Annotated in this window: 26 protein-coding genes; 8 read left to right on the top strand and 18 right to left on the bottom strand. The window is 67.8% G+C overall.

Annotation, left to right across the window (positions count from 1 at the left end; genetic code table 11):
* The 11 genes from U4Z31_RS12330 to U4Z31_RS12380 all read right to left on the bottom strand — a co-directional run bounded on the left by U4Z31_RS12330 (position 1) and on the right by U4Z31_RS12380 (position 8598).
* Entirely contained in the window at positions 1–618 is a 618-nt protein-coding gene (locus U4Z31_RS12330) for a sigma-E factor negative regulatory protein (protein WP_321810542.1), read from the bottom strand.
* A gap of 87 nt (positions 619–705) precedes the next feature.
* Complete coding sequence (rpoE, locus tag U4Z31_RS12335; RefSeq protein ID WP_006752490.1) at positions 706–1305, bottom strand: RNA polymerase sigma factor RpoE; 600 nt, start codon at positions 1303–1305, stop codon at positions 706–708.
* A gap of 91 nt (positions 1306–1396) precedes the next feature.
* A complete protein-coding gene (locus U4Z31_RS12340; protein ID WP_321810490.1) occupies positions 1397–1861 on the bottom strand; it encodes a hypothetical protein in 465 nt (154 codons plus the stop codon).
* 12 nt (positions 1862–1873) lie between these two features.
* Positions 1874–3106: a beta-ketoacyl-ACP synthase II gene (gene fabF, locus U4Z31_RS12345; RefSeq protein WP_044844772.1), complete on the bottom strand. Its 1233-nt coding sequence runs from the start codon at positions 3104–3106 to the stop codon at positions 1874–1876.
* A gap of 164 nt (positions 3107–3270) precedes the next feature.
* On the bottom strand, positions 3271–3510 hold the full coding sequence (gene acpP / locus U4Z31_RS12350; RefSeq protein ID WP_004197638.1) for an acyl carrier protein: 240 nt from the start codon (positions 3508–3510) through the stop codon (positions 3271–3273).
* Positions 3511–3654: 144 nt separating this feature from the next.
* Positions 3655–4404, bottom strand: coding sequence for a 3-oxoacyl-ACP reductase FabG (gene fabG / locus U4Z31_RS12355; protein WP_044844773.1), 750 nt, complete (start codon positions 4402–4404; stop codon positions 3655–3657).
* Between the two features lie 36 nt (positions 4405–4440).
* Entirely contained in the window at positions 4441–5373 is a 933-nt protein-coding gene (fabD, locus tag U4Z31_RS12360) for an ACP S-malonyltransferase (RefSeq protein ID WP_321810491.1), read from the bottom strand.
* An 85-nt stretch (positions 5374–5458) separates the two neighbouring features.
* Positions 5459–6448 carry a beta-ketoacyl-ACP synthase III gene (locus U4Z31_RS12365; protein ID WP_044844775.1) on the bottom strand — a complete coding sequence of 330 codons (990 nt, stop codon included), beginning with the start codon at positions 6446–6448 and terminating at the stop codon, positions 5459–5461.
* Positions 6449–7555 (bottom strand): phosphate acyltransferase PlsX, encoded by a 1107-nt coding sequence (plsX, locus tag U4Z31_RS12370; protein ID WP_044844776.1) that lies wholly within the window; start codon positions 7553–7555, stop codon positions 6449–6451. It abuts the gene before it with no gap.
* Between the two features lie 129 nt (positions 7556–7684).
* Complete coding sequence (rpmF, locus tag U4Z31_RS12375; RefSeq protein WP_006051932.1) at positions 7685–7864, bottom strand: 50S ribosomal protein L32; 180 nt, start codon at positions 7862–7864, stop codon at positions 7685–7687.
* 98 nt (positions 7865–7962) lie between these two features.
* The gene (locus U4Z31_RS12380; RefSeq protein ID WP_321810492.1) at positions 7963–8598 is read right to left on the bottom strand and encodes a DUF177 domain-containing protein; all 636 of its coding nucleotides are present in this window, start codon (positions 8596–8598) and stop codon (positions 7963–7965) included.
* A gap of 265 nt (positions 8599–8863) precedes the next feature.
* On the opposite strand from U4Z31_RS12380, the gene U4Z31_RS12385 reads away from it, so the two are divergent.
* Together U4Z31_RS12385 and U4Z31_RS12390 are read left to right on the top strand one after the other, a co-directional pair.
* Positions 8864–9496, top strand: coding sequence for a Maf-like protein (locus U4Z31_RS12385; protein WP_124487459.1), 633 nt, complete (start codon positions 8864–8866; stop codon positions 9494–9496).
* Positions 9493–10215 carry an SAM-dependent methyltransferase gene (locus U4Z31_RS12390; protein ID WP_044844779.1) on the top strand — a complete coding sequence of 241 codons (723 nt, stop codon included), beginning with the start codon at positions 9493–9495 and terminating at the stop codon, positions 10213–10215. Before U4Z31_RS12385 ends, U4Z31_RS12390 begins: the two co-directional genes overlap by 4 nt.
* Positions 10216–10278: 63 nt before the next feature.
* Here U4Z31_RS12390 and U4Z31_RS12395 read toward each other — a convergent pair whose 3' ends face one another.
* Genes U4Z31_RS12395 through U4Z31_RS12410 form a run of 4 tightly spaced genes read right to left on the bottom strand, consistent with a single transcriptional unit; the run spans position 10279 to position 13360 of the window.
* Positions 10279–11271, bottom strand: coding sequence for a S49 family peptidase (locus U4Z31_RS12395; protein ID WP_044844780.1), 993 nt, complete (start codon positions 11269–11271; stop codon positions 10279–10281).
* 12 nt (positions 11272–11283) lie between these two features.
* On the bottom strand, positions 11284–11694 hold the full coding sequence (locus U4Z31_RS12400; RefSeq protein WP_321810493.1) for a Rieske (2Fe-2S) protein: 411 nt from the start codon (positions 11692–11694) through the stop codon (positions 11284–11286).
* Complete coding sequence (locus tag U4Z31_RS12405) at positions 11691–12350, bottom strand: HAD-IA family hydrolase (RefSeq protein ID WP_044844782.1); 660 nt, start codon at positions 12348–12350, stop codon at positions 11691–11693. The genes U4Z31_RS12400 and U4Z31_RS12405 overlap by 4 nt, the downstream gene beginning before the upstream one ends.
* Before the next feature lie 5 nt (positions 12351–12355).
* The gene (locus tag U4Z31_RS12410; protein WP_321810494.1) at positions 12356–13360 is read right to left on the bottom strand and encodes an RluA family pseudouridine synthase; all 1005 of its coding nucleotides are present in this window, start codon (positions 13358–13360) and stop codon (positions 12356–12358) included.
* A 724-nt stretch (positions 13361–14084) separates the two neighbouring features.
* Here U4Z31_RS12410 and U4Z31_RS12415 point away from each other — a divergent pair.
* The 6 genes from U4Z31_RS12415 (at position 14085) to U4Z31_RS12440 (ending at position 21311) form a co-directional block, all read left to right on the top strand.
* Positions 14085–17231 carry an Rne/Rng family ribonuclease gene (locus U4Z31_RS12415; RefSeq protein ID WP_321810495.1) on the top strand — a complete coding sequence of 1049 codons (3147 nt, stop codon included), beginning with the start codon at positions 14085–14087 and terminating at the stop codon, positions 17229–17231.
* 131 nt (positions 17232–17362) lie between these two features.
* The gene (gene moaA, locus U4Z31_RS12420; RefSeq protein WP_044844785.1) at positions 17363–18475 is read left to right on the top strand and encodes a GTP 3',8-cyclase MoaA; all 1113 of its coding nucleotides are present in this window, start codon (positions 17363–17365) and stop codon (positions 18473–18475) included.
* A gap of 28 nt (positions 18476–18503) precedes the next feature.
* Positions 18504–19121, top strand: a complete 618-nt coding sequence (mobA, locus tag U4Z31_RS12425; RefSeq protein WP_044844786.1) for a molybdenum cofactor guanylyltransferase MobA — start codon at positions 18504–18506, stop codon at positions 19119–19121.
* A 105-nt stretch (positions 19122–19226) separates the two neighbouring features.
* The gene (gene glp, locus U4Z31_RS12430; protein ID WP_321810496.1) at positions 19227–20516 is read left to right on the top strand and encodes a gephyrin-like molybdotransferase Glp; all 1290 of its coding nucleotides are present in this window, start codon (positions 19227–19229) and stop codon (positions 20514–20516) included.
* A 37-nt stretch (positions 20517–20553) separates the two neighbouring features.
* Positions 20554–20829 carry a hypothetical protein gene (locus U4Z31_RS12435; protein ID WP_006476519.1) on the top strand — a complete coding sequence of 92 codons (276 nt, stop codon included), beginning with the start codon at positions 20554–20556 and terminating at the stop codon, positions 20827–20829.
* Positions 20826–21311 carry a GNAT family N-acetyltransferase gene (locus tag U4Z31_RS12440; protein ID WP_321810497.1) on the top strand — a complete coding sequence of 162 codons (486 nt, stop codon included), beginning with the start codon at positions 20826–20828 and terminating at the stop codon, positions 21309–21311. Before U4Z31_RS12435 ends, U4Z31_RS12440 begins: the two co-directional genes overlap by 4 nt.
* Before the next feature lie 104 nt (positions 21312–21415).
* On the opposite strand, the gene U4Z31_RS12445 is transcribed toward U4Z31_RS12440, so the two are convergent.
* The 3 genes from U4Z31_RS12445 to U4Z31_RS12455 form a co-directional block, all read right to left on the bottom strand.
* Positions 21416–22897: a DNA recombination protein RmuC gene (locus tag U4Z31_RS12445; protein ID WP_321810498.1), complete on the bottom strand. Its 1482-nt coding sequence runs from the start codon at positions 22895–22897 to the stop codon at positions 21416–21418.
* Positions 22894–23883, bottom strand: a complete 990-nt coding sequence (locus tag U4Z31_RS12450; RefSeq protein WP_044844856.1) for a 2-hydroxyacid dehydrogenase — start codon at positions 23881–23883, stop codon at positions 22894–22896. Before U4Z31_RS12450 ends, U4Z31_RS12445 begins: the two co-directional genes overlap by 4 nt.
* An 81-nt stretch (positions 23884–23964) precedes the next feature.
* Positions 23965–25395 carry a sodium:proton antiporter gene (locus U4Z31_RS12455; RefSeq protein ID WP_321810499.1) on the bottom strand — a complete coding sequence of 477 codons (1431 nt, stop codon included), beginning with the start codon at positions 25393–25395 and terminating at the stop codon, positions 23965–23967.
* Positions 25396–25404 lie beyond the last annotated feature (9 nt).

Raw genomic sequence — 25404 nt, forward strand, 5'->3', positions numbered from 1 at the left:
TTATTGGCCTGGCGTGGTGGTCACGGCAGCGCGGATCAGCGGCATCGAGCCCGTGACGACGGGCTGCTGCGCGAATTGCTGATGCGCTTCAAGGTATTGGTCGAGACTTGCGTCGCGGATGATGTTGACGTCCTGCAGGCCCGGCTGCGCGGATGCCTGTGCAACCGTCACGCGCTGCAGGTTGCCGCCTTGCGGCGCGCCTGCCGATGCGACCTGGACGGCGCCCGGCACACCGGCCGTCTGCATCTGCGGGACGACGATCCACGTCAGCGTGGCTGCCGCGGCGGCCACTGCGAACGCGGGCACGACACGCCGGCGCAGCGCCAGCAGCTTGCGCGCGACCGGCGCGGCGGCCGGCGCGAGCAGGTGCGGCTCGCTTTCGAGCGCGGCGGACATGCGCGCGGTGAACGCGACGCTCAGCGCGGGCGACAGCGCGAGCTCGTCCGAGCGCAGCGCATCGCCGATCAGGTGGTAATGGGCCCACGCAGCGCGATCCGCGCGGTCGAGCTCAGCCAGAAACTGCCCGTGATCCGGGCCGTCGAACAGTTCACCGTCGACCAGAGCGGAAAGGCGCTCGCCGCGCGAGCACGCTTGCGACTGCGTATTGACCGACCCCATGATGCTCCCCATCTTGCACACACCCCGTCGTGATTTCACGACTCTATCCGTAATAGACCCCGACCCGCGTCGTTGCGCCCGTCGCGCTTACCAGCGCTTGCCTTCGGGCGTATCGAGCAGCGGACGCAATTTCGCAGCGATTGCCTCGCGCGCCCGGAAGATCCGCGACCGGACCGTCCCGATCGGACAATCCATCATTTCCGCGATCTCTTCGTAGCTCAAGCCCTCGATCTCGCGCAGCGTAATCGCCTGGCGCAGCTCTTCGGGCAGGACGGCCATTGCAGCGTTGACCGTCTCGGCAATCTGCTTGCTCATCAACATCGACTCAGGCGTGTTGATATCCCTTAGTTGGTCTGCGTCGGAGAAAGTTTCCGCTTCCTCGGCATCGGCCTCGGTGGAGGTCGGTGCCCGCCGGCCCTGCGTCGCAAGGTAGTTCTTCGCCGTATTGACGGCAATCCGGTACAACCACGTGTAGAACGCCGACTCGCCGCGAAATTGCGGCAGCGCACGATACGCCTTGATGAACGCGTCCTGGGCCACATCCTCGACCTCGGCGGGATCCCGCACGAGGCGCGAGATCAGCCGAATGATCTTGCGGTGGTATTTGGAGACCAGGAGTTCGAACGCTGCCTTGTCGCCTTTCTGTACGCGCTCGACCAGAGCCTGATCGATTTCTTTTTCACTCACCTGACAAATCCGTTAACTAGGGATGCAACGCGGAGCGTTATTGTAGCGTTCCGGCGCCGGCCGCTGGTTACGGCTGGTAACCGCGCCGCCGTCATGCCCGCCCCGCCGTGCCCGCGGTACGCGCCAGCACGGACAGCGCGCTGAACGACGCGGCGTCGAGCGCATCGGCCGGAATCAGCAACGGCCGCGCGCGCCGGGCGCCCTGCCCGACCGACAGCACGAGCAGCAGGCTGCTCCAGTGCGCATGGCCCGTCACGCGGCCCCGGGCCAGCAAGCGCCCGGTGCGGCCAAACGCCGCAATCTCCCCGAATGCATCGATCCGCAACTCGGCCGGCAGCCGGCGGGCACAGGCCCGCGCAGCGCACACGGCAAGCAGCGCGGCCGTCGTCGCCGACACGCACGCGCCGGCGGCGGCACCGGCCCGCGGCGCCCAGAACAGGTACGCGGAGGCGGCCGCCGCCGCGACGAACGCGGCCAGCACCACATACGACACGGCCGAGGCCCGCAATGCAAAGCATTGCGGACGCCCGGCCGGAGCATCGAATGGACTCGTCAAGCGATTTCAGCGTCAGACGCGCTTGAACACCAGCGTGCCGTTGGTACCGCCGAAGCCAAAGTTGTTCTTCACGGCCACGTCGATCTTCATGTCACGCGCGGTGTTCGCGCAGTAGTCGAGATCGCACTCGGGGTCCTGGTTGAAGATGTTGATGGTCGGCGGCGACACGTTGTTGTGCAGCGCCAGCACCGTGAACACCGACTCGAGGCCGCCCGCGCCACCCAGCAGGTGACCCGTCATCGACTTCGTCGAGTTCACCACGAGCTTGTACGCGTGCTCGCCGAATGCCGCCTTCACCGCATCGGACTCGTTCTTGTCGCCGAGCTGCGTCGACGTGCCGTGCGCGTTCAGGTACTGGACCTCGTCCGCGTTCACGCCGGCGTCGCGCAGTGCCGCGACCATGCAGCGGCGCGGACCGTCCATGTTCGGCGCGGTCATGTGGTACGCATCGCCCGTCATGCCGAAGCCCGAGACTTCCGCATAGATCTTCGCGCCGCGTGCCTTCGCCGCCTCGTATTCCTCGAGCACCATCACGCCTGCACCCTCGCCCAGCACGAAGCCGTCGCGGTCCTTGTCCCACGGACGGGACGCGGTGGCCGGATCGTCGTTGCGGGTCGACAGCGCGCGCGCGGCCGCGAAACCGCCGATGCCCAGCGGCGACACCGTCGATTCGGCGCCGCCCGCGACCATCACGTCGGCGTCGCCGGCCTGGATCAGGCGCGCCGCGAGGCCGATGCTGTGCAGACCGGTCGTGCAGGCCGTCACGGCCGCGAGGTTCGGGCCCTTCAGGCCGAACATGATGCTCAGGTGACCCGAGATCATGTTGATGATCGAACCCGGCACGAAGAACGGCGAAATCCGGCGCGGGCCGCGATCGACGTAGGTCTGGTGCGTGTCTTCGATCATCGGCAGGCCGCCGATACCGGAGCCGACCAGCACGCCGATGCGTTCCGCATTGGCTTCGTTCACTTCGAGGCCGCTGTCCCGGATCGCCTGGACGCCGGCTGCGATGCCGTAATGGATGAACGTATCCATGTTGCGGGCTTCCTTCGCCGGGATGTACTCCTCGGCGCTGAAACCCTTCACTTCGCCCGCGAAATGGCAGGCGAGGTTCGACGCATCGAACTTCGTGACGGTGGCGATACCGGACTTGCCGGCGACGAGATTGGCCCAGCCGTCGGCAACATTATTGCCAACAGGCGAAATCAGCCCCAGGCCTGTAACAACAACACGACGGCGGCTCACGGTAACCTCTTTTCCATTATTGGATGACAAAAACAAAAGCCACAGTGGCCACAGGAACCAGCCCTGCGAGCCCTGTGGCTGTTAGTCCGTCCGGCACGAAGCCGGCAGGATGGCGCGTCAATCGCGAAGATCGCGGCGACGTGGCGGACAAGCGCGAAAGGCGCTTACGCCTTGACGTTTGCGCGAGCGTAGTCGATCGCTTGCTGAACGGTCGTGATCTTCTCTGCTTCTTCGTCCGGGATTTCCATGCCGAACTCGTCTTCCAGAGCCATCACCAGTTCGACCGTGTCGAGCGAATCCGCGCCCAGATCGTTCACGAACGATGCTTCGTTCTTGATCTCGGCTTCCGCGACGCCCAGTTGCTCAGCGACGATCTTCTTGACACGTTGTTCGATGTTATCCATTACCCCTCCGAGGGAAAGTTCAGATTTACAAGTGCGCGCATTTTATCAGGTTTGCTGACGGCAAAACGCGCGTTGGCTTGATGGTCGATCAAGCACCGATCCGCCTGAAAAACGGGATACGGCGCGGATGGTAAACGAAAACCGTTACGACATGTACATGCCGCCGTTCACGTGCAGCGTCGTGCCGGTGATATAACCGGCCTGCGGCGATGCGAGGAACGCGACGGCATGGGCGATGTCTGCCGGGCTGCCGAGGCGGCCGAGCGGAATCTGGGTCTTGAGCGCGGCCTGCTGTTCTTCCGGCAGCGTCTTCGTCATGTCGGTGTCGATGAAGCCCGGCGCGACGCAGTTCACCGTGATGCCACGGCTGCCGATTTCACGTGCCAGCGCACGCGTCATGCCCGCGACGCCGGCCTTCGCGGCCGCGTAGTTGACCTGGCCCGGGTTGCCGGCCGAGCCGACCACCGACGTGATGTTGATGATGCGGCCGCCGCGGGCCTTCATCATCGGGCGCAGCACCGCGCGCGACAGGCGGAACACCGACTTCAGGTTGGTGTCGATCACCGCGTCCCAGTCCTCGTCCTTCATCCGCATCGCGAGCTGGTCCTGCGTGATCCCCGCGTTGTTGACGAGCACGTGGAGCGCGCCGAATTCCTTCACGGTCGCGTCGATCAGCGCTTCGGCCGCCGCCGCGTCGTTGACGTTCAGCACCGCGCCGCGGCCCGTCACGCCCGCTTCCGCGAACCCGGCGGTAATCGCGGCGGCGCCCGATTCGCTCGTCGCCGTGCCGATCACCGTCGCGCCCAGGCGCGCGAGTTCGAGCGCGATCGCCCGGCCGATGCCGCGCGATGCGCCGGTCACGATCGCGACCTGTTTATCGAGAGTCTTTTCCATGAATCGAATATCCGTCTCTTGAGGAAAGGCGCCGCGTCAGGCGGTCGCCAGCTTCAGTGCTTCGTCGAGCGAAGCCGGATCGAACACCGATGCGCCGACCAGGTTGCCGTCGATGCGCTTCGTCAGGCCTGCCAGCACCTTGCCCGGACCGCACTCGATCACGTGCGTGACGCCCGTGCCCGCGATGTGCTGCACGCATTCGACCCAGCGCACCGGGCCCGCGGCCTGGCGCACCAGCGCGTCCTTGATCGCGGCCGGATCGCTGACCACCGCGACGTCGATGTTGTTGACGACCGGAATCTGCGGCGCCTTCACGTCGACGTTCGCCAGATAGTCGCGCAACTGGTCCGATGCCGGCTTGAGCAGCGACGAATGGAACGGCGCCGATACCGGCAGCGGCAGCGCGCGTTTCGCGCCCTTCGCCTTCGCGATCTCGCAGGCCTTCTCCACGGCCGCCTTCGCGCCCGCGATCACGACCTGCGCCGGCGCGTTGAAGTTCACCGCTTCGACGATGCCCGCTTCCGCGGCTTCGGCGCACACGGCGCGCACCGTGTCGTCATCGAGACCCAGGATCGCCGCCATGCCGCCCTGGCCGACCGGCACGGCCGTCTGCATCGCCTGCGCGCGGAAGCGCACGAGCGGCACCGCGTCCTTGAACGCGATCGCGCCCGCGGCGACGAGCGCCGTGTATTCGCCGAGGCTGTGGCCCGCGACGATCGACGGTGCCGGACCGCCGGCCTGCTGCCATGCGCGATAGCACGCGTAGGCGGCCGTCAGCATCACGGGCTGCGTGTTGGTGGTCAGATTCAGCTCTTCGGCCGGACCTTCGGCGATCAGCTTGCCGAGATCCTGATTGAGTGCATCGGATGCTTCCTGGAGCGTCTCGCGCACGACGGCGAGATCGGCGAATGCGTTGAGCATGCCGACCGACTGCGAGCCCTGCCCCGGAAAAACGAATGCGAATTTCATATCGTCCCCAATTGAATCGATTCGGACGGCGCGCACGAACGGCGCGCCGGTTCGGGATCCGCGCGCAGCAGTTGCGCGCCGCGGATCAGTAGCGGAAGACGGACGCGCCCCACGTGAAGCCGCCGCCGACGCCTTCGATCAGCACGTGCTGACCGCGCTGGATGCGGCCGTCGCGCACCGCGGCGTCGAGCGCCAGCGGGATCGACGCCGCCGACGTGTTGCCGTGCTGGTCGACCGTCACGACCATGCGCTCCTGCGGCAGGCCGAGCTTGCGGCAGGTGCTGGTCATGATGCGGATGTTGGCCTGGTGCGGAATCAGCCAGTCGACCTGCTCGGGCGCGAGATTCGCCTTGGCGAGCGCCTCGATCGCGACCTTTTCGAGTACGTTGACCGCGAGCTTGAACACGGCCTGCCCATCCATGTACAGGAACGCGCTGCCGTCGATCACACCGCGATTGACGTTGCCCGGCGTGCACAGGATGTTCGAATAGCTGCCGTCCGCGTGCAGCGCGCTGCCGAGCACGCCCGGCTCTTCCGATGCGGACAGGATCACCGCGCCCGCGCCGTCGCCGAACAGCACGCAGGTCGTGCGGTCCTTGAAATCGAGAATGCGCGAGAACGTCTCCGCGCCGACGATGAGCGCCGTGCGGTGCTGGCCGCTACGGATGAAGCTGTCGGCCGTCGCCATCGCATAGGCGAAGCCCGAGCACACGGCCTGAACGTCGAATGCCGCGCCGCCGTTCTTGATGCCGAGCTTGTTCTGCAGCAGGCAGGCCGTGCTGGGGAACACGAAATCGGGGGTCGAAGTCGCGACGATGATCAGGTCGATCGACTGCGGATCGATATCGGCCGCCTCGATCGCACGGCGCGCCGCTTCGAGCGCGAGATCGCTCGTCGTGACGTCCGGTGCGGCGAAATGGCGCGCATGGATGCCCGTGCGCGCAACGATCCACTCATCGCTCGTCTCGATGCCTTCCTTCGCGAGACGGTCGGCGAGCTGCTGGTTCGTGACCCGGTCGGGCGGCAAGTAGCTGCCCGTGCCGAGCACGCGGGAATAGAGAGTCGATTGGGCCATTTATGCTTTAGAGGATTGCGCAGCGGAAGGTTCGGCGTGGTGGCCTGCGGCCGGGCTCGTCGGGCCTGCGCCGCCCGCGTCGTGTTCGCCGTCGCCGAGCGACACCGAATTGTCCGCCATCGCACGCGTGAGGCGCTCCAGCACGCCGTTTTTGACGGCATCATAACCCCGTTTGATCGCCCACTCAAACGCGTAGGCGTCGGCCGAACCGTGGCTTTTGATCACGAGGCTCTTCAGCCCCAGCAGCGCCGCGCCGTTGTACTGGCGGTGATCGACGCGCTTCTTGAAACGCATCAGCACCGGCAGCGCGAGCAGCGCCATCAGCTTCGACATCAGCGACCGGCCGAACTCCTCGCGGATGATGTCGGACAGCATCTGCGCGAGCCCTTCGGACGTCTTCAGCGCGACGTTGCCGACGAAGCCGTCGCAGACGATCACGTCGACCGTGCCTTTGTAGATGTCGTTGCCTTCGACGTTGCCACGGAAATTCAGCGTGCTGGCGCGCAGCAGTTCGCCGGCGCGCTTGATGGTCTCGTTGCCCTTGATGACCTCTTCGCCGATGTTCAGCAGGCCGATCGTCGGACGCTCCTTGCCTTCGAGCGCGGCGACGAGCGCGTGCCCCATCTCCGCGAACTGCAGCAGGTGCTGCGGCTCGCAGTCGACGTTCGCGCCGAGGTCCAGCATCATCGTGTAGCCGGTCGGGTTCGGCAGCGCGAACGCGATCGCGGGCCGCTCGATGCCGGGCAGCGTCTTGAGCACATAACGGGAAACGGCCATCAGCGCGCCGGTGTTGCCGGCGGAAATACAGGCCTGGGCCGCGCCTTCCTTGACGTGGTTGAGCGCGACACGCATCGAAGAATCCTTCTTCTTGCGCAGCGCCACTTCGACAGGGTCGTCCATCGCCACGACTTCGGTGGCGGGCACGATGGTCAGCGCGGGATCGTCGAGGGCTTTCAGCTTTTTCAGCTGAGCGCGGATCGCGCTTTCGATGCCGACGAGCATCAGGTGCGCATCGGGATGCGCGCGGACGAACTTGACTGCCGCGGGAACGGTCACGGACGGGCCGTGGTCGCCTCCCATGCAATCGATTGTGAGCTTTACGGTCATGGAATGCGACGAATTTCAGGCACAAAAAAGCGGCAGTTGAATGCCGCCTTTTTGTTGAGCCAGGAAAGTGTCAAGCGAACCAGTTGTCACGCGAACGGCGATCGTAGCGCGCAACGCGTGACTTGACGCTTAGTCGTTCTTCGTCTTGACGACTTTCTTGCCGCGATAGTAGCCGTTCGGGCTGACGTGGTGACGCAGGTGCACTTCACCCGTGCTCGGCTCGACTGCCAGCGGCGCTGCCGTCAGGAAATCGTGCGAACGATGCATGCCGCGCTTCGACGGCGACTTCTTGTTTTGCTGGACTGCCATGACTAACTCCTAAATAATTTTCCGGATTCTAACACAGCCCGATCCGGCGCTTAACTACCCTGGCCCAAAGCCCTTACGCCTTCCCGCGCCACAACTGCTTAGTGTTTCTTGCTGCCGTCCCCGTCCTTCTTCAGCGCTTCCAGCGCTGCGAACGGATTCGGCCGTTTGCCTTCGTCCTCGTCTTCGGCGGACTCGTCGTCCGCGTCTTCCGAAGGACCGCTCGCACCCGACACGAGGCTTTCGTGAACTGCCGGGCAAACCTCGTGCTTGGGCACGAGCGGCAACGAAAGCAGCAATTCCTCTTCGATCAAGTCGACGAGATCGAACTGGCGTGAGCCCACGATCACATCGGCTTCATCGTCGTCGAGCGGAAATTCTTCAGCTTCTTCTTCGGTCGCAACGACCCGGTACGTCATGTCGACGTCGAACGTCTGGTCGTACGGGGTCATGCAGCGCTGACACGTGAGCCACGCGCGGCCGTGCACCGCGAGGCGCAGATACGGCTGCTGCCCATCGGCGCCGTCGTCCTGCAACTCCTTCTGGGTGAACCCTTCGGCCTGCCACGTGAAGACCGTGTCGCGATCGGGCGCGTCCGCCGGCACTTCGTTCAGCATGCGCGGCAGTTGCGACAGGCGCACGGCACCCGCTGCCTGCCGCCCGCTGCGGGCGAATTCGAACAGGTCGACCGCGTGCGGATCAAGCGCTGCCGCAGGCTTGCCAGAAGAAGTGTTCATGTTGCGCTCCTGCCTACAGGCTGACTTGCGGGATCCGGCTTGCTGGCGCCACTCATTTGACGCCGCGCACGTACGCGATCCACGCCACGTACGCCTCGCACGATTACGTACTTTACTTCCGAAGACCCGGCAGGCGCCACCACTGCGGAAAGCCTGCCGACGAAAAGCGGGAAAGCATACCTGTTTTACCTTTTGCGGTCAATCACTTATCCTTGCGCCCTTGCAACACCGCGCCACACCCGACGACTCACCGACCCAACCGACCATGCCGGATACCGTTTGCCGCCCGCCGCGGCTGATTCTCGCCTCCAGTTCCCGCTACCGCCGCGCGCTCCTCGAGCGCCTCGGCCTGCCGTTCGACGTCGTGTCGCCCGACCTCGACGAAACCCCGCTCGCGGGCGAAGCGCCGGCCGCGACCGCGCTGCGCCTCGCCGGTGCGAAGGCGCGCGCGGTCGCCGCGACGATCGACGCGCCGGACGGCGTGCTCGTGATCGGGTCGGACCAGGTCGCGACGTTCGACGGCCACCAGATCGGCAAGCCCGGCACGCACGAGCGCGCGCTCGCGCAGCTGCTGTCGATGCAGGGCCGCGACGTCGAATTCCACAGCGCGCTCAGCCTGTACGACAGCCGCACCGGCGAAACGCAGAGCGAGGACGTCGTCACGCACGTGCGCTTTCGCTCGCTGCCCGAGGCCGAACTCGATGCGTACCTGCGCGCGGAAACGCCGTACGACGTCGCCGGCAGCGCGAAGTCCGAAGGGCTCGGCATCGCGCTGCTGGATGCCATCGACTCCGACGACCCGACGGCGCTCGTCGGCCTGCCGCTGATCGCGCTCACGCGGATGCTGCGCGCCGTCGGTTATCCGCTGTTCGCCGCACCCCAAGGAGACCGCGCATGACCGCCGGCACGCTCTATCTCGTCCCGAACACGCTCGGCGAGGGCGACGCATCGATGCTCGCCGCCGTGCTGCCCGCCGCCGTGCAGGCGCGCGCCGGCACACTCGGCTATTACATCGGCGAAAACGCGAAAACGACCCGCGCGTTCCTGAAGAAGATCGGCACGACGCGGCCGATCCAGGAAATCGAGATCAGCGAGCTGAACGTCAATACGCCCGCCGGCGCCATCGACCGGTTGCTCGCGCCCATACTGGCCGGCGCGGACGCCGGCCTGGTGTCGGAGGCCGGCTGCCCGGCCGTCGCCGATCCGGGCGCGCTGCTGGTGCGCCGCGCGCACGAGCGCGGCGTGAAGGTCGTGCCGCTCGTCGGGCCGAGTTCGATCCTGCTCGCGTTGATGGCGTCGGGCCTGAACGGCCAGAGTTTCGCGTTCAACGGCTACCTGCCGGTCGACGCGGCCGCGCGTGCGAAGCGCTTGCGTGAACTTGAGCAACTGTCACGCAAGGCGCGCCAGACGCAGATCTTCATCGAGACGCCGTACCGGAACCAGGCGATGCTGGATACGCTGATCGCGACCTGCGCGCCGTCGACGCAGATCTGCGTCGCGGCCGACCTGACCCTCGAGACCGAGACGATCGCCAGCCGCTCCGTGGCGGACTGGAAAAAGACGCCTCCGCCGAATCTGCAGAAGCGCCCCGCCATCTTCCTGCTGCTCGCGAACTGAAGCCGGCGGTCGCGCGACCCGGGGCGCCCTGCCCCGTTCGCCGCGGCGCCGGCCGGCCGCCGCTCAGCGCAGGCTGAACGACGTGCCGCCCGCGGTGAGCGCCTTCATCGCGGCACCGCCGACCGCCGCGCCGAACTTGCGCGCGACGCGGTTCGTCAGGCTTTCCTTCACCGTATAGTCGACGAGATCCGGCGCCTTCAGCACGTCGCGCGCGACCGTGTCGGTCGTGCCGTAGCCGTCGGCGAGCCCGAGCTCGACGCTCTTTTCGCCGGTCCAGAACAAGCCCGAGAACATGTCGGGCGTTTCGTGCAGCCGCTTGCCGCGGCCGTCCTTCACGGCCTTGATGAACTGCGCATGAACCTGGTCGAGCAGCGCCTGCGCGTGGGCATCCATCTTCGGCGTCTCGGGCGAGAACGGGTCGTAGAAGCCCTTGTTTTCGCCCGACGTATGCAGGCGGCGATCGACGCCGAGCTTGCCCATCAGGCCCGTGAAGCCGAACCCGTCCATCAGCACGCCGATCGAGCCGACGATGCTCGCCTTGTCGACGAAGATCTTGTCGGCGGCGGACGCAATGTAATAACCGCCCGATGCGCACATGTCGGTCACGACGACGTACAACGGCTTGTCCGGATACTTCTTGCGCAGCCGGCGGATCTCGTCGTAGACCATCCCGGCCTGCACCGGGCTGCCGCCCGGGCTGTTGATCCGCAGCACGACGCCGGCCGTGCCGCTGTCGTCGAAAGCGGTATCCAGCGCCGTGTTGATGTCGTCGGCGTTCGCGTTGGTGCCCGCCGCGATCTCGCCGTCGATCGTCACGAGCGCCGTGTGGCGCCCGCTCGCCGAGAATTTCGAGTCGCTCGAGAAATCGATCAGCGCGAACGCGAGCAGCACGAACACGCCGAGGAACGCGAAGCGGAAGAAGATCTTCCAGCGCCGCGCGGCGCGCTGTTCCTTGACGGCCGCGAGCGCGATCCGCTCGAGCGCCGCGCGCTCCCAGTTCGGTTCGCGGCTGTCGGGACGGGACGAGGAATCAGGAAGGTTCGGTTGGTCGGCCATGCAGTGGTGTCGTCAGTCGGTCGTGGCGGGAGGGGGCGGAGCGGCGGGACCCAGGTCGGCATCCGGTACCCAGAATACCGCACGCCCGTCCGGCGTGTCGCGCTCGTCGACCTCGACCGGCCGCAGGCGGCCGCCGCGGCACGGGCCGCCGACGCACTTGCCGGTATCCGGCGCGTAGATCGCGCCGTGCGTCGCGCACATCAGGTACAGGCCCGACGACTCGAAGAACTGCCCTTCGGCCCAGTCGAGCTCCATCGGCACGTGCGCACAGCGGTTCAGGTAGCCGTATGCACGGCCTTCGTAGCGCACGAAGAACACGACCGCCTGCTCGCCGCGCAGCGTCGCATCGATGCGCACGCCGGCGCCGCCGTCGGCCAGCGCGTCCGATGCGCACACGCGCACGGCATCCGGCGCCGCGCTCATGCGTGCTCCCGCAGCCACGCGGCCAGCGCGCCGACGTCCGGCGCGACGAAGCGCGGTGTCAGCGCGGCCAGCGCATCGGCCGTGTGCGCGCCGTACGCGACGCCGATGCCGGCCGCCCCCGCACTCGCGGCCATCTGCAGGTCGTGCGTGGTGTCGCCGATCATCACGGTACGCGCGAGATCCTGCCCCAATTCACGGGTCAATTCGTGCAGCATTGCCGGATGCGGCTTCGAGAACGTTTCGTCGGCGCAGCGCGTCGCATCGAACAGGCTCGTGAGCTTCGACTGGTCGAGCACGCGGTTCAGCCCGACCCTGCCCTTGCCGGTCGCGACCGCGAGCAGGTAGCCGGTATCGCGCAATTCCGCGAGCAGTTCGCGCACGCCGGCGAACAGCTCGATGCGCTGATCGTCCAGCAGGTAGTGATAGCGGTAGCGTTCGGCCAGCCGTGGATAGTCGGACGGATCGAGGGTCGGAGCAGTAATCTGCAGTGCATCGCGCAGGCCGAGGCCGATGACGTAGCGGGACGCCTCGTCCGACGGCGTGGGCAGGCCGAGATCGCGGCAGGCGGCCTGGATGCTGTGCGCGATGTGCGCAGTCGAATCCATCAGCGTGCCGTCCCAGTCGAAGACGATCAGATCAAATTGCTGTCGGGCCATGCGAGTCAGGCGGTATCGCGCAGAGCGCTGAGTTGATCGAGGAAGCGCCGGCATTCGTCCGGCAGCGGCGCATCGAACTGCAGCGCCTCGCCGGTCAGCGGATGCGCGAGCTTGAGCCGGTGCGCATGCAGGAACATCCGCTTGAGCGACGGTTGCGCGTTCGCGCGCGCCAGCGCCTTGTTCAGTGCGAAATCGCCATACTTGGCGTCGCCGACGATCGGCAGGCCGAGATGCGCGAGGTGCACCCGGATCTGATGGGTCCGACCCGTTTTGAGTTCCGCTTCAACCAGCGCGTAGTCCGGCCAGCGCTCGATCAGGTTGAACACCGTGTGCGACGGCAGGCCATCGTCCTGTACGCGCACGCGCCGCTCCCCTTCCGGGGTCGAATACTTGAACAGCGGGACCTTCACCACGCGACGGCGGCCCCAGTCGGGCTGCCATTCGCCGTGTCCGCACGCGAAGTAGCGCTTGTCCATCCGGTTCTCGCGGATCTGCTCGTGCAGGCCGACGAGCGCCGTGCGCTTCTTCGCGAGCATCAGGATCCCGGAGGTCTCGCGGTCGAGCCGGTGCACGAGTTCGAGGAATTTCGCGCGCGGGCGGGCCTGGCGCATCTGCTCGATCACGCCGAACGCGACGCCGCTGCCGCCGTGCACGGCGACGCCGGCCGGCTTGTTGATGACGAGCAGCGCGTCGTCTTCATACAGCACCTCGAACTGCGCGGGCGGCACGATCGGCGTGTCGGCACGCGCGAGGTCGGCCGCCGCCACCCGCACGGGCGGCACGCGGACGAGGTCGCCGAACGCGAGACGGTACTGGGCGTCGACCCGACCCTTGTTCACGCGGACTTCGCCGCTGCGCAGGATCCGGTAAATATGGCTTTTGGGCACGCCTTTACAGACGCGCAACAGGAAGTTGTCGATCCGCTGACCGGCCGAGTTTTCGTCGATCTGGATCATCGATACCTGGCCGCTTGCGACTGAATTCTGGGATATTTTGCCTAACTCATTCATACTGAATATAATTTTGCCCAGCCTGACGTTGAGGGTGGCCTGACAGGCCGGTCCCGACGGAATCGGGCAAGGCGCAAGCGCAAACCGTTATTTTACTTGCGCCGGGGGTCTGCTGCTCGCCCCTAATCAAAGAGATGCAGCAAGTTGCACGCACGGCGCCGGCCGTCGGCAAGGATCGCGCCCACAGGCGGATTCGGTCGACCAGGCGCCGCGGTAACGGAAAGTTGGTTGAAAAGAATTTGATCGGCAGCCCGACGGCGCGAGGTGCGTCCGCAGGCTGCCGGTTGCGAAAATTACGGCGTTGCGCCCGATTTGGCCCCGCGAAGCGTGCGGGGCTTGGCGACGTCAAACCAGGGAAGTACACCCCAGGCGGGAAAGTCGGGCTGGATTCGATACTCCCCGCTGCGGCCCAAGCCGCAGCATCTGCCGCCCGTCGGCGCGCGCGACGCATTGCGCGCGCCCCGTGGCAGTGCCCCGGTCTCAGGCTTAGCGCGCTTTCGCAGCGTGCGGTGTGTGGACGCCGTGCTTTGAAGCCGTGTTCGCAGGTGCCCTATGGCCGCCGGCCCCGTCTTTCGGGCCCAAGCGCCTCTTCAGGCAATTCTCCCCGCCATCCTTCCCGCTCCAGCGTGCTTGTGACAACACAACAAGGCGCGGCCTGCCGTCGTTCCCGCCCTCGCGACTGACAACCGCGAGGCGCCGGCAGCAGAGCCGCCTGGAGTCGTTCATGAAACGCATGCTGTTCAATGCGACGCAGCAGGAGGAGCTGCGCGTCGCCATCGTCGATGGGCAGAAGCTCATCGACATCGACATCGAGACAGCCGGGCGCGAACAGCGCAAAGGCAATATCTACAAAGGTGTCATCACGCGCATCGAGCCGTCGCTCGAAGCGTGCTTCGTCAACTACGGCGAAGACCGCCACGGCTTCCTGCCGTTCAAGGAAGTCGCCCGCCAGTACTTCAAGGAAGGCATCGACATGCGCTCCGCGCGCATCCAGGATGCCCTGCGCGAAGGTCAGGAGCTGATCGTCCAGGTCGAGAAGGAAGAGCGCGGCAACAAGGGCGCCGCCCTCACGACCTTCATCTCGCTCGCCGGCCGCTACCTCGTGCTGATGCCGAACAATCCGCGCGGCGGCGGCGTGTCGCGCCGGATCGAAGGCGACGAGCGTCAGGAACTGCGCGAAACCATGGCGCAGCTGCAGATTCCGGACGGCATGAGCATGATTGCCCGCACCGCGGGCATCGGCCGCAGCGCCGAGGAACTGCAGTGGGACCTGAACTACCTGCTGCAGCTGTGGCGCGCGATCGAAGCGGCGTCGCAAAGCGGCAATGCCGGCCAGCCGATGCTGATCTATCTGGAATCGAGCCTCGTGATCCGCGCGATCCGGGACTATTTCCAGCCCGATATCGGCGAAATCCTGATCGACACGACCGAGATCTACGATCAGGCCCGTGCGTTCATGGACATCGTGATGCCGGACAACGTGTCGAAGGTGAAGCGCTACCACGACGACGTGCCGCTCTTCTCCCGCTTCCAGATCGAGCACCAGATCGAGACCGCGTACTCGCGCACGGTGCCGCTGCCGTCGGGCGGCGCGATCGTGATCGACCACACCGAGGCGCTCGTCGCGATCGACGTGAACTCGGCGCGTGCGACCAAGGGCGCGGACATCGAGGAAACGGCGACCCGCACGAACCTCGAGGCGGCCGACGAAGTGGCCCGCCAGCTGCGCCTGCGCGACCTCGGCGGCCTGATCGTCATCGACTTCATCGACATGGAGTCGGCGAAGAGCCAGCGCGAAGTCGAGCAACGCCTGAAGGACGCGCTCAAGCACGACCGTGCGCGCGTGCAGATGGGCAAGATCTCCCGCTTCGGCCTGATGGAACTGTCGCGCCAGCGCCTGCGTCCGGCCCTGTCGGAAGGCAGCCACGTGACGTGCCCGCGCTGTAACGGCACGGGCCACATCCGCGATACCGAATCGTCCGCGCTGCAAGTCCTGCGGATCATTCAGGAAGAAGCGATGAAGGAAAACACCGCGGCGATCCATTGCCAGGTGCCGGTCGAGGTGACCGCCTTCCTGCTGAACGAAAAGCGCCAGGAAATCAACAAGATCGAGTCGCGCTTCAAGGTCGGCATCGTGCTGATCCCGAACAAGCACCTCGATACGCCGCACTACAAGCTCGAACGCCTGCGCCATGACGACGCACGCCTCGACGATCCGCGCGCGTCCTGGAAGATGGCCGAGGAAGCCGCCCGCGAACTGGAGTCGGAAACCGGCTACAGCAAGCGCGCAGCCGAAGTGAAGCCGAAGCAGGAAGCCGCGGTCAAGGGCATCACGCCCGAGCGCCCGGCCCCGAGCCCGGCACCGCAGCGCCCGGTCGAGCCGGTTGCGGCACCCGCACCGGTCGCCGCGGCGAGCGGTGGCTTCATCGGCTGGCTGAAGGGTCTGTTCGGCATGTCGCCGGCTCCGGCGCCCGCGCCGGTCGCACCGGCACCGGCCAAGGAACAGGCTGCCCGTCCGGCCCGCGAGCGGACCGAGAAGACCGAGCAGCGCGGCGGCGATCGCAACCGCAATCGTCGTGGCGGCGCCCAGCAGGCTCAGGGTGGTCGCGACCAGGCAGTGGCAGGCCGTGGCCAGTCGCAACGCCAGGAGCGCGAAGGCAAGGAAGCGCGCGAGCCGCGTGAACCGCGCGAGGGTCGCGAACCGCGTGAAGGCCGCGAGCCGCGCGAAAGCCGTGAAGGTCGTGAAGGTCGTGAGGGCCGCGAAGGTCGCGAGGGCCGTGGCCCGCGCGAAGGCCGCGAACCGCGCGAGCCGCGTGAAAGCCGTGAGCCGCGCGAACCGCGCGAGAACCGCGAACCGCGCGAGCGCACCGAGCAGCCGGAAGCCGTCGAGGCAGCGGGCCGCGGCGAGCGCCAGGAACGCGGCGAACGTCGCGAGCGCGGTGAGCGCCGCAAGCCGACGCAACACGCGGCTACGCTCGAGACCGTCACCCGTGGCGAGAACCATCCGGAAGCGGAAGCCGACCAGGCCGCGGCCGTCGCCCTGCCGGGCGCCGATGTCGCAGCCGACGCGGAAGCCGGCGCACGTGACGGCGAGGAACGTCGTCGCCGCCGCCGCGGTCGCCGCGGCGGTCGTCGCGAGCGCGAGGACGAAGGCGCAGTCGTCGACCACGCCGAGCAAGGCGCGGACGGCGAAGCCGTGCAAGCTGTGACGACGGAAGCCCCGAGCGCGGTCGAGCCGGCCCATACGGCCGCACCGGTCGCCGTGGCAGCGGTCGCCGCAGCGGGCGCCGTGGTAGCCGAGGCCGCAGTCGAACAGCGTGCCGAAGCGGTCGAGCCGGCCGTGGTCGAGCCGCAACCGGCACCGGTTCGCGTCGAAGCGACGCCGGTCGCGCCGATCGAGCCCGCCCCGGTCGCACCGGTCGCCGAATCGGTACCGGTCGCGCCGGCCGCTGCTCCGGAAGCCGGCCCGGCACCGGTCGCGGTGTCGCCGACCGATGCGTTCGAAGTGCCGGCTGCCGTCGAAGCGCCGCAGTCCGCGCCCGTCGAGCAAGCCGCACCGGCACCGGTCGCCGCGGTTGAAGTCGCTCCGGCACCGGTCGCGCCGGCAGCCGTCGAACCGGCCCCGGTCGAAGCCGTTGCCGCGCCCGCGCCGGCGCCGGTTCAACCGGCCGCTGCGCCCGCTTCGGCGAGCCTCGACGTCGTGCTGGAACAAGCCGGCCTCGTGTGGGTGAACACGGATGCCGACAAGTTCCGCGCTGCCCAGGAAGCCGCGTCGCGCCTGCCGCGTCCGGCCCGCGTGCCGCGCGAGCGCAAGGCGCTGCCGCCGGTCGATACGACCCCGATGCAGCAGGTCGAGACGTCGCACCATTAAGCGGCGCATCGCCCGACCAGGAAAAGCCCGCCTCCGGCGGGCTTTTTCATGTCCGCGCTGCGGGTTTCCGCCCACCGGCCCGGCCGGCCGCTTGCGGCTAAAATAGAAGACTGGCTCGCACTTCTTTCAACATGTCCCGACGCATCATTCCCCTCGCCGACGTCAGCGGGATGCCGGATATCTCCGGCGTCGCGCATACCCCTGACGGCGCCCTGGCCGACACGTTCGCCAGGCCGCTGCGCGACCTGCGCATCTCGGTGACGGATCGCTGCAACTTCCGTTGCGTGTACTGCATGCCGCGGGACGTGTTCGACAAGGACTACCCGTTCCTGCCGCACAGCGCCCTGCTCACGCACGAAGAGATCGAGCGCGTGGCACGGCTGTTCGTCGCACACGGCGTCGAAAAGATCCGGATCACCGGCGGCGAGCCGCTGCTGCGCAAGAACCTCGAGTTCCTGATCGAGCGCCTCGCGCGCCTGACGACCCACGACGGCCGCCCGCTCGACCTGACGCTGACCACCAACGGCTCACTGCTCGCGCGCAAGGCGCGCGCGCTGAAGGATGCCGGCCTCACACGCGTGACGGTCAGCCTCGACGCGCTCGACGACACACTGTTCAAGCGCATGAACGATGCCGACTTCGCGAGCGCCGACGTGCTCGACGGCATCTTCGCCGCGCAGGCCGCGGGCCTCGCGCCGGTCAAGGTCAACATGGTCGTGAAGCGCGGCACCAACGACGGCGAGATCCTGCCGATGGCCGAGCGCTTCCGCGGCACCGGCGTGATCCTGCGCTTCATCGAATACATGGACGTCGGCACGTCGAACGGCTGGAACATGACCGAAGTGTTGCCGTCCGCGGACGTCGTCGCACGGATCGCCGAGCAGTTCCCGCTCGTGCCGCTCGAGCCGCACACGGCGGCGGAAACCGCGCAGCGATGGGGCTACGCGGACGGCAGCGGCGAAATCGGCGTGATCTCGAGCGTGACGCAGGCATTCTGCGGCGACTGCACGCGCGCGCGGCTGTCGACCGAAGGCAAGCTGTACCTGTGCCTGTTCGCGTCGACCGGCCATGACCTGCGCGCACTGGTGCGCGGCGGCGCGAGCGACGCCGAGATCGCGACCGCGATCGCCCGGATCTGGCAGGCCCGCACCGACCGCTACTCGCAGCTGCGCGGCAGCGCGGCCGCCGACGCCGCGCCCGACGGCGCCGGCAAGCGCGTCGAAATGTCGTACATCGGCGGCTGACGCGCGCCGCCCGCCCCGCTTTCCCGCGATGTCCGCTTCCGCCTCGCCTTCCATCACCGGCCTGCTGCTCGCGGGCGGGCGCGCGACGCGCATGGACGGCGCAGACAAGGGCCTGCAGCTGCTCGACGGTACGCCGCTCGCGCTGCACGTGCTGCGCCGGCTCGCGCCGCAGGTCGACGAGACGCTGATCAGCGCGAATCGCAACGCCGCGCGCTACGCCGAACTCGGTGCGCCGTTCGATGCGCGCATCGTGCCGGACGAAACCCCCGATTTCCCCGGCCCGCTCGCGGGCCTGCTCGCCGGCATGCGCGCGGCGCGCGCACCGCTCGTCGTGTGCTCGCCGTGCGATACGCCCTATTTGCCGGCCGACCTCGTCGCGCGGCTGCACGCGGCGCTCGACGCGCGGCAGGCCGACATCGCGATGGCGGTGACCGTCGACGCGCACCACGCGCGTTCGCCGCAGCCGACCTTCGCGCTGCTGCGCGCGTCGCTCGCCGACGATCTCGCGGCCAGGCTCGCGGCCGGCGAGCGCAAGGTGCGTGCGTGGTACGCACGCCACAAGACGGTCGAAGTCGAGTTTCGCGACGAGCGTGCGTTTTACAATGCCAATTCCTGGCAGGAACTCGCCGCGCTTGCACGCCGCTGACGGCACCGGCATCCGTTCCCGCCCGCCGCATGCGCCTTCGCGCTTCGGCGCCCTCCGCGCGCCACCGGCCACGAACCCGATACGCCTTGCGGCGCAGTCCGACTGATGATCACGCAATCCTCGCCCGCCTCCCGAACCGCACCCGATTCCGCGGCCCCGCTGTCGCTCGCCGATGCGCAGGCGCTCGCGTGCCGGTTCGCGGTGCCGGTCGACGCGTGCGAAACGGTGCCGCTGCATGACGCCCTCGACCGCGTGCTCGCGGCCGACGTGAATGCGCCGTTCGACATTCCCGCGTACGACAACTCGGCGATGGACGGCTACGCATTCGACGGCAGCGCACTCGCGCTCCCAGCGGCCGCCGACATCGCGCTGACGGTCGCCGGCACGGCACTCGCCGGCCATCCGTTCGATGGGGCCGTGGTGCCCGGCACGTGCATCCGCATCATGACCGGCGCGGCGATGCCGGCCGGATGCGACACGGTCATTCCGCAGGAGCGCGTGCGCGTCGACGGCGACGTCATCCGCTTCGCCGCACACGAGGTCGCGCGCGGCGCAAACTGCCGCCGGGCCGGCGAGGATCTCGCGCGCGGCGCCTGCGCGCTTGCCGCCGGCCGCATCCTGCGCCCGTCCGATCTCGGCCTGCTCGCATCGTTCGGATTGCGCGAAGTCACGGTGCGCCGCCGCGTGCGCGTCGCCGTGTTCTCGACCGGCGACGAACTGCGCGAACCCGGCGAGCCGCTCGGCCGCGGCACGCTGTACGACAGCAATCGCGGGATGCTGGTCGCGATGCTCGAAAGGCTGCACATCGACGCACTCGATCTCGGGATCGTCCGCGACGATCCCGCCGCGCTCGAACGCGCATTGCACGATGCGGTCGCCGCACAGGCCGACGCGGTGATCACGTCCGGCGGCGTATCGGTCGGCGAAGCCGATTTCACGCGCGACGTGATGGCGCGGCTCGGCGACGTGACCTTCGCGAGCCTCGCGCTGCGGCCCGGCCGGCCGCTCGCGTGCGGCACGCTCGCGCGCACGGGCGACGGCCATGTGCTGTTCTTCGGGTTGCCCGGCAATCCGGTCGCCTCCGCCGTGACGTTCTACGCGATCGTGCGCCCCGCGCTGCTGACGCTGGCCGGCGCGCACACGCCGCCGCCGGCGATGTACACGGCACGCAGCACGCAGGCGCTGAAAAAGCGTCCGGGCCGTACCGAATACCTGCGTGCGATCGCGACGCGCGCCGCCGACGGCCAGTGGGACGTCGCGCCGGCCGGTTCGCAGAGTTCCGCATCGCTGAGCGGCCTTGCGGCCGCCAACTGTTTCATCGTCCTGGGCCACGATTCCGCGACAGTCGACGCGGGCGCCCCGGTCGACATCCTGCCGCTCGACGGCCTGATCTGAATTCCAATCGGTATATTTCTACGGGGGCAATCCGCACATGAAGAAACAAATCTCGTCGATCGCCGCGGGGCAGACCGCGAAGGCGCTGATCCTCGTCTACCTGACGTTCAGCGTGCCGATCGTGCTGCTCGGCATCCTGGTCGCGTACATCCGTTACGGGATGGTCGAACTGAGCACGATCCTGAGCGCGCTGCTGCTGAACGCGATCCTCGGTTTCGTGCTGCTGTGGATCGCCTGCCACGCGTACAACTGGGTCGCGTCGCGCTTCGGCGGCATCGAGATCGTGCTGTCCGATCCGCCGGAGGAAGCGTGAGCGGCGCACCGCTGATCCGCGCGGCCGCAACGCGCGACGTCGGCGCGATCCTCGCGCTGATGCGCGAGCTGGCCGAGTTCGAAAAGCTCACGCACCTGTTCGTCGCGAGCGACGCCGACCTGGCCGACGCGCTGTTCGGCGAACGCCCCGCCGCCGAAGCGCTGGTGGCCGAGCGCGACGGCGCGATCGTCGCGTATGCGCTGTTCTTCCACAACTATTCGACGTTCCTCGGCCGGCGCGGGCTGTATCTCGAGGATCTGTACGTGCAGCCGTCGCAGCGCGGCACGGGCCTCGGCACCGCGATGCTGCAGCACCTCGCGGCACTCGCCGTCGAGCGCCGCTGCGCTCGCTTCGAATGGTCGGTGCTCGACTGGAACCAGCCGGCGATCGACTTCTACGAGAAGATGGGCGCGACCGTGCTGCCGGAGTGGCGCATCGTACGCGTCACCGGCGACGCACTGGACGCGCTCGCCGCACGCTGAACGCGCGCCGGCTACGCCGGTCGCCGTGTCAAAGGAAAACGGGCGCCGCGGCGCCCGTTTTTCGTTCCAGCCGGTTTCGGGCTGCGCGCATCATGCGGGATGCGTCATGCGTCGTCCGCATCGGCGCCGTCGGCGGCTTCCGCGCCGAGCAGCCCGGCCGCCGTCTCGCCCGGCAACGCCTCGACCTGTTTCAGCTTGCGGTTCATCACGCGGGTGCGCTGCTCGGCGGCCTCGATCGAACGCGTGACCGTCTCGAGCTGCGCCTTCGTGCGTGCGAGCACGTCGCCAAACTTGCCGAATTCGGTCTTCACCGCACCGAGCACCTGCCACACCTCGCTCGAGCGCTGCTCGATCGCGAGCGTGCGGAAGCCCATCTGCAGGCTGTTCAGCAACGCGGTCAGTGTGGTCGGCCCCGCCACCGTCACGCGATAGTCGCGCTGCAGCAGGTCGGTCAGCCCCGGGCGGCGCAGGATCTCCGCATAAAGCCCCTCGGTCGGCAGGAACAGCAGCGCGAAATCGGTCGTATGCGGGGGTGCGACGTACTTCTCGGCGATCGTACGCGCCTCCATCCGCACGCGCGCCTCGAGCGCACGGGCCGCCTCCTCGACCGCCACCGAATCGGCACGCTCCTGCGCATCGATCAGCCGCTCGTAGTCCTCACGCGGAAACTTCGCGTCGATCGGCAGCCACACCGGCGGCGCGTCGCGCGTGCCGGCTTCGCGGCCCGGCAGCCGGATCGCGAATTCGACGCGTTCGCTGCTCTTCGGCACCGTCGCGACGTTCTTCGCATACTGGTCGGGCGTGAGCATCTGTTCGAGCAACGCTTCGAGCTGCACCTCGCCCCAGGTGCCGCGCGTCTTCACGTTGGTCAGCACCTTCTTCAGGTCGCCGACGCCGGCCGCGAGCGTCTGCATCTCGCCGAGCCCGCGGTGCACCTGCTCGAGCCGGTCCGACACGAGCTTGAACGATTCGCCGAGCCGCTGCTCCAGCGTCGCATGCAGCTTCTCGTCGACGGTGCGGCGCATCTCCTCGAGCTTCGCCGCGTTGTTCGTCTCGATTTCCTTCAATCGCTGTTCGAGCGTCGCGCGCACTTCGCCGATCCGGCGATCGTTGGCCTCGGTCAGCTGTGTGAGCTGCCGGTTCAGCGTATCGCCGAACAGCCGCAGCGCGACCGTCTGCTCTTCGCGCGCCTGCTGCGCCTGGCGCTGCACGCTCTCGCGCATCGCGTCGAACTGCTGCGCGTTGCCCGCGACCAGCTTGCCGAGCTGCTGCGCGAAACCGTCGATCTGGTTGTTCTGCACGGTCGCGATGCTCGTCAGCTGCGTCGCGAGCGTCTGCTGAAGCTGCGAGAAACTGCCGGCCAGCTCGGTGCGCGAACCGCGCGCGTTCTCGACGATCTCGCCGCGCAACTCGCGTTCGAGCCGTTCGACCGCGAGCGCCTGCGCGTGCGCCGCGTCCTCGATCTGGTCGCCGAGCACGACGGCCGCGTCGTCGTGGCGACCGCCGCCGCGCACGATCGCGACGATCGCCACCGCCAGCGCGACGGCCAGCACGACGACCGCCGCCAGCAACAACATCGTCGTCATGCGCGCGGCTTCCCGATCACGTCAGGGTTGATCGGATTCGGCGGCTGCCCCGCGCGCGGCCCTTCGCCCAGCGCGGCGATCAGGTTGTCGGCCGCGAGGTTCGCCATCGCGCGGCGCGTCTTTTCGGTCGCGCTCGCGATATGCGGCGTCAGCACGACGTTCGGCACCTCGAGCAGCGCCGGGTGCACGCTCGGCTCGCCTTCGAACACGTCGAGGCCGGCCGCGGCGATCGTCCCGTCGCGCAGCGCGACGGCCAGCGCCGCGTCATCGACGATGCCGCCGCGCGCGATGTTGGTCAGCGTCGCGGTGGGCTTCATCTTCGCGAGCTCGGCCGCGCCGATCGTGTGATGGTTCTCCTTCGTGTACGGCAGCACGAGCACGACGTGATCGGCGCGCGCCAGCAGCGCATCCTTCGACACGTATTCGGCGTTCAGCTCGGCCTCGATCTCGGGCGCGACCCGCGACCGGTTGTGATAGATCACCTGCATCCCGAAGCCGCGCGCGCGGCGCGCGAGCGCCTGGCCGATGCGCCCCATGCCGATGACGCCCAGCGTCGAGCCGTAAATGTCGCCGCCGAGGAAACCGTCGTACGCCCACTTCTGCCAGTGCCCGGCGCGCAGCCAGTGCTCGGATTCGGCGATCCGGCGCGCGGCGGCCATCATCAGCGCCCAGCCGAAATCCGCGGTCGACTCGTTCAGCACGTCGGGCGTGTTGGTGCCGAGCACGTTCGCCGCGTTGAACGCGGCCATGTCGAAGTTGTTGTAGCCGACCGCCATGTTCGACACGACGCGCAGGCGCGGCGCCGCCGCGAGCGCCGCCGCGCCGACCGGGTCGCCCGCCGTCAGCGCGCCGTCCTTGTCCGCGAGACGCGCGGCGAGCGCATCGGGGGCGAGCGCGTCGCCGTTGTTCCAGTCGACTTCGAAATACTGCTCGAGCCGTTCGATCACGTCCGGAAAGATCGGACGTGCGACCAGGATCTTCTGCATCGCCATCTCCGCATGCCGCGGCCGGAACGCGGCGCATCGTGCGCCGCCGGAACCGTCCGCGCTTGGTTGAAAATCGTCAGCCTACGCCGTGAAGAAGATCCACGACGTCAGCAGGAATACAGGTACCAGGATCACGAGCGCCCAGCCGAGATACGCGAAGAAGCTCGGCATCTTCACGCCGCGCGATTCCGCGATCGCCTTCACCATGAAGTTCGGCGCGTTGCCGATGTAGCTGTTCGCGCCCATGAACACCGCTCCCGCGGAGATCGCGGCGAGCGTCGTCGCGCCCGCCGTCATCAGCGCTTGCGCGTCGCCGCCCGCGAGGTTGAAGAACACGAGGTAGGTCGGCGCGTTGTCGAGGAACGACGACAACAGGCCGGTGGCCCAGAAGTACATCGCATCGATCGGCTTGCCGTCCGACCCCGTCACGAGATGGACGATCTGCGCGAACGCACCGTCCGCCCCCGCGCGCAGGATCACGATCACCGGCGCGATCGTCACGAAGATCCCCGCGAACAGCTTCGCGACCTCCTCGATCGGCGCCCAGTTGAACGCGTTGCCTTCGCGCGCGGAGCGCGGCGTCAGCGCGAGCGACGCGAGTGCCACGACAACCAGCGCGACGTCGCGCACGAGATTCTGCAGCGCGACGTGCGTGCCCCACACGTCGAACGCGATGCCCGGCTTCCAGATGCCGCTCATCAGCACGAGGCCGATCACGGCCGCGAGCAGCACGAAGTTGACCTTGCCGTCGATCGACAGCGCGCCATCGTCGGGTGTCGGGTCGAGCACGACCGGCCGCTCCTCGCCGCCCTTCCGGTAGAAGTACGTATCGAGCACGAAGAACAGCGTCAGCAGCACCGCGCAGATGAACAGCATCGGCAGCGCGAGATGCGTGGTCGTCCAGAAGAAGCTCACGCCGTTCAGGAAGCCGAGGAACAGCGGCGGATCGCCGAGCGGCGACAGCGAGCCGCCCGCGTTCGCGACGAGGAAGATGAAGAAGATCACGACGTGCACGACGTGCTTGCGATTGTCGTTCGCGCGCAGCAGCGGCCGGATCAGCAGCATCGCGGCGCCTGTCGTGCCCATCACGCTCGCGAGCAGCGTGCCGAGCGCGAGGATCGCGGTGTTCAGCTTCGGCGTGCCGTGCAGATTGCCGTTGACGCAAATGCCGCCGGCGACCGTATACAGCGCGGTCAGCAGCACGATGAACGGGATGTACTCCTCGAGCAGCGCGTGCACCAGCGTTCCGAACGCCGTGCCCGCGCCGAACGCGACCGCGAACGGGACCAGAAACGCGATCGCCCACGCCGCGGCGATCTTGCCGAAGTGGTGATGCCAGAACACCGGCGCGACGAGCGGGAACACCGCGATGGACAGCAGGACCCCGGCGAACGGAATGCCCCAGAGTGCGGACAGCGTGGCACCGTCGAGCGTGGCGGCCGATGCGAGCGCGGGAACGGCGCCAAGCGCGGCTCCCGACGCCATGCCCGCCCAGGCGGCATGTCGTTTCATGCAGAACTT

The sequence above is a fragment of the Burkholderia sp. BCC1985 genome (assembly GCF_905339915.1).
GTDB lineage: Bacteria > Pseudomonadota > Gammaproteobacteria > Burkholderiales > Burkholderiaceae > Burkholderia.

Bases quoted from the DNA above. Each gene is read 5' to 3' on its own strand.
- U4Z31_RS12330 (WP_321810542.1), bottom strand. From the start codon at position 618: ATGGGGTCGGTCAATACGCAGTCGCAAGCGTGCTCGCGCGGCGAGCGC.
- acpP (WP_004197638.1), bottom strand. From the start codon at position 3,510: ATGGATAACATCGAACAACGTGTCAAGAAGATCGTCGCTGAGCAACTG.
- fabG (WP_044844773.1), bottom strand. From the start codon at position 4,404: ATGGAAAAGACTCTCGATAAACAGGTCGCGATCGTGACCGGCGCATCG.
- fabD (WP_321810491.1), bottom strand. From the start codon at position 5,373: ATGAAATTCGCATTCGTTTTTCCGGGGCAGGGCTCGCAGTCGGTCGGC.
- U4Z31_RS12365 (WP_044844775.1), bottom strand. From the start codon at position 6,448: ATGGCCCAATCGACTCTCTATTCCCGCGTGCTCGGCACGGGCAGCTAC.
- plsX (WP_044844776.1), bottom strand. From the start codon at position 7,555: ATGACCGTAAAGCTCACAATCGATTGCATGGGAGGCGACCACGGCCCG.
- rpmF (WP_006051932.1), bottom strand. From the start codon at position 7,864: ATGGCAGTCCAGCAAAACAAGAAGTCGCCGTCGAAGCGCGGCATGCAT.
- U4Z31_RS12380 (WP_321810492.1), bottom strand. From the start codon at position 8,598: ATGAACACTTCTTCTGGCAAGCCTGCGGCAGCGCTTGATCCGCACGCG.
- U4Z31_RS12385 (WP_124487459.1), top strand. From the start codon at position 8,864: ATGCCGGATACCGTTTGCCGCCCGCCGCGGCTGATTCTCGCCTCCAGT.
- U4Z31_RS12390 (WP_044844779.1), top strand. From the start codon at position 9,493: ATGACCGCCGGCACGCTCTATCTCGTCCCGAACACGCTCGGCGAGGGC.
- U4Z31_RS12395 (WP_044844780.1), bottom strand. From the start codon at position 11,271: ATGGCCGACCAACCGAACCTTCCTGATTCCTCGTCCCGTCCCGACAGC.
- U4Z31_RS12400 (WP_321810493.1), bottom strand. From the start codon at position 11,694: ATGAGCGCGGCGCCGGATGCCGTGCGCGTGTGCGCATCGGACGCGCTG.
- U4Z31_RS12405 (WP_044844782.1), bottom strand. From the start codon at position 12,350: ATGGCCCGACAGCAATTTGATCTGATCGTCTTCGACTGGGACGGCACG.
- U4Z31_RS12410 (WP_321810494.1), bottom strand. From the start codon at position 13,360: ATGAATGAGTTAGGCAAAATATCCCAGAATTCAGTCGCAAGCGGCCAG.
- U4Z31_RS12415 (WP_321810495.1), top strand. From the start codon at position 14,085: ATGAAACGCATGCTGTTCAATGCGACGCAGCAGGAGGAGCTGCGCGTC.
- moaA (WP_044844785.1), top strand. From the start codon at position 17,363: ATGTCCCGACGCATCATTCCCCTCGCCGACGTCAGCGGGATGCCGGAT.
- mobA (WP_044844786.1), top strand. From the start codon at position 18,504: ATGTCCGCTTCCGCCTCGCCTTCCATCACCGGCCTGCTGCTCGCGGGC.
- glp (WP_321810496.1), top strand. From the start codon at position 19,227: ATGATCACGCAATCCTCGCCCGCCTCCCGAACCGCACCCGATTCCGCG.
- U4Z31_RS12435 (WP_006476519.1), top strand. From the start codon at position 20,554: ATGAAGAAACAAATCTCGTCGATCGCCGCGGGGCAGACCGCGAAGGCG.
- U4Z31_RS12445 (WP_321810498.1), bottom strand. From the start codon at position 22,897: ATGACGACGATGTTGTTGCTGGCGGCGGTCGTCGTGCTGGCCGTCGCG.
- U4Z31_RS12450 (WP_044844856.1), bottom strand. From the start codon at position 23,883: ATGCAGAAGATCCTGGTCGCACGTCCGATCTTTCCGGACGTGATCGAA.
- U4Z31_RS12455 (WP_321810499.1), bottom strand. From the start codon at position 25,395: ATGAAACGACATGCCGCCTGGGCGGGCATGGCGTCGGGAGCCGCGCTT.